Raw genomic sequence first — 3,021 nt, 5'->3', positions numbered from 1 at the left:
AAAATTATAATTTAAGTCTTATTTCAATGTGCTTGCACTAAAACGCGGTCTGAATAAATAAAAATGTTGGACTAAAATCAATCAGTAACACGATATGGCAGAAGAACCTACATCTACCTTAACTAAAAACTATGTCTCTACTGCCAATAGACTGTCAAGTAAACCAACAAAAGTGACTTCAACAGCATCTGCTCGCCACTCTCGGTGGATGGTTCGCTTAGGTCATCTACTGGCAGGTACTTGGGCAATTGGGGGCGCACTATTGAGCGCTTCTGGTGGGGAATTGGTTCAATTGATGGAAAATCAGGTGCTTTCTGGCTTTTTTCAAATGCGCGGGCCGATTGTGCCTCCAGAAGACATTGTAATTTTAGCAATAGACGATCAGTCAATATCGGTTCCCGAACAGTACTATAAAACAGATCCAAAACAGTATGCTTACTTAGAAACACTAAAATCTTATCCTTATAAACGGGCTGCATACTCCCAGGTAATCACAAAATTAATCGAAGCAGGTGCCCGTGCTGTAGCATTAGACGTAGTTTTTGATACGGCAAGCAGCTATGGAGTTGCAGACGATCGCCAATTTCAGGCAGTATTGCAAAAATATGGCAATAAAGTTGCCTTAGCAGCCGTCTACGAAAATTCCCAGACACACCAAGGCTCTTTTACGCAACTAACAGACCCACAACAAATGTTTCGCACGGGGTCAGTATCCATTGGCTCAGTTAATTTTCCTTTAGAAGTAGATGGAAAAGTTCATCGATTAGCGAGTGAGTATCCCAAATTATTAGGTGAAGATAATTTATTTACCAAAAAACGACTCTCTTTTGATGAAGCCGCGCTGAAGGCAGCACAAGTAAATTATCCCCGACCAAAGGGCGATCGCATTTATTTTTGGGGGCCTGCGGGTACATTTGAGCAAAAACCTTTTTGGCACGTACTCGACCCGCAAAACTGGAACAGCTATTTGCAGCAGGGAAAGGTGTTCAAAGACAAGATCGTGCTGATTGGGGCAACAGATCAGTTACATAATGATTATTATCCAGTCGCTGGTAGTAATAGCACAGAACCGATGTCGGGCGTGGAAATTCATGCCAATGCGATCGCAACTTTGATGACAGGGAAAGCGATCGCCCCAGGAATTAATAGTCCACCTTTACAGGGTTTGTTTGTGCTAATGCTAGTGGGCAGTTCAGCCTTGATGATTAGCAGACGCAAGCGTAGCATCCATAGATTTTTCTATAGCCTTGCCCTGTCTGGCGCTTGGGGAGGAATTAGTTATGGGTTATTTGTCTATGGTCAGTTAATTTTTCCCACTAGCGTACCAACGATCGCGATCGCCATGACCGGAGTTTCCTATTTGGCAACCTCAGTCATCAGGGAAAGCATCAGAAAACGCCAATTAGTAGACATTTTTCAGAAGTATAAAACTTCACCCGTTGTCCAAGAGATTATCAGCCAACAAGATGACTTCCAAGACTTAATCCAGCAACGAGATTTAGCCTTATCAGGGAAAGTCTTGGCGAGACGCTACAAAATTGTCAAAGTTCTCGGTTCCGGTGGATTTAGTGAAACCTACATTGCCGAAGATACCCAACGTCCTGGTAATCCGCGATGTGTTGTCAAACAACTAAAACCAGCCAACACCAAACCAGAAGGATTGCAACTTGCCAGACGTTTATTTCACTCAGAAGCACAAACACTAGAAAAATTGGGAAGGCACGCTCAAATTCCTCAACTTTTGGCCTATTTTGAAGAAGATGAAGAATTTTATTTAGTCCAAGAACAGATAATTGGTCATCCTTTAAATCAAGAACTTCCAGCAGGTAGAGCAATTGAAGAAATTGCAGCGATCAAAATTGTTAGAGACTTATTGCAAACATTAACATTTGTCCATGAAAACCACGTGATACATCGGGATATTAAACCCAGTAATATTATTCGGCGACACTTAGACGGAAAACTGGTGTTGATTGACTTTGGAGCTGTTAAGGAAGTCGGCATCAAACAACTCGATCGTCAAGAGTCAACCCCTTTCACTATTGGTATTGGTACTCAGGGTTACGCACCAAGCGAACAATGTTTTGGGCGTCCACAGTACAGTAGTGATATCTATGCAGTTGGTATGGTTGGGATTAAAGCCTTGACTGGTGTAGCACCCCGTGAGCTAGATAGAGACGCAAATGGGGAAATCAAATGGAGCGATTGCATTCAGGTGAGTCACTCCCTAGCTAAGATTCTCAGTAAAATGGTGCTGGATGACTTCAAAGAGCGATATCAGTCTGCATCAGAAGCTCTTAAGGATCTTGAAGCTCTTAAAGTTCTTGACGATTTGGTAAATTCCCAACACAGACACTATATCCCAGAAGACGACTTATTAATGAATACTTTAGATGAATTAGGCGCTCTCACAAAATCTTACTCAGAAGGACAAGAAACTTCCAAATAAAAAAATCTCCAATCGCTGTGGAAGCTGTTCTTGAGTAGGGGAAGCAAAATCTTATAGTTGTATTGGATACAAAAATTTGGATAATTTAACGTGAATTCGACAGACCTCACCTACCCAGCCTCCCTCTCCTGCGTTCGCGCAGCGTCTCGTTGGCGCAGCCTCTCCAAGAGTTGAGAGGAGAGGGAGGAGCAACGAAAAATTAGGCTTTTTGCTCCCCTCTCCTGTTAGGAGAGGGGCTGGGGGTGAGGTCAAAATCCTGTGCATCGAACTCACGTTAATTTAATTTCTGAAGCTGCCAAAGTATAATTGGGCATGAAAATAGGGAGATGAGAAGAAGGATTTCCCCTTCTCTGTTTGTGGCTTTTTCACTCAGCCCTGCACATAATTTTAATTTAACGACAGAAATTCTTCTCCTGTCGTGGGATGAATGCCTATTGTTTTATCCAAATCTTCCTTGGTAATGCCTTTGCGAATTGCCACGCCGAGGCTTTGAATGATATCTGCTGCATGTTCACCCACCATGTGAGCGCCTAAAACTTGTCCAGAATCAGCATTAAGCACTAACTTCATAA

Annotated in this window: 1 protein-coding gene and 1 pseudogene; one reads left to right on the top strand and one right to left on the bottom strand. The window is 42.7% G+C overall.

The annotated features are described in order from the left end of the window. The first annotated feature begins 94 nt into the window (after positions 1-94). A complete protein-coding gene (locus IQ229_RS21205) occupies positions 95-2,449 on the top strand; it encodes a CHASE2 domain-containing serine/threonine-protein kinase (RefSeq protein WP_194047106.1) in 2,355 nt (784 codons plus the stop codon). Between the two features lie 387 nt (positions 2,450-2,836). Here IQ229_RS21205 and IQ229_RS21200 read toward each other — a convergent pair. Next, positions 2,837-3,021 (bottom strand): annotated as a pseudogene (locus tag IQ229_RS21200) (glutathione-disulfide reductase); the annotation flags it as partial.

The sequence above is a fragment of the Nostoc cf. edaphicum LEGE 07299 genome (assembly GCF_015207245.1).
GTDB classification, from domain to species: Bacteria; Cyanobacteriota; Cyanobacteriia; order Cyanobacteriales; family Nostocaceae; genus Nostoc; species Nostoc edaphicum_B.
This window is presented reverse-complemented; position numbering and strand designations above follow the sequence as displayed.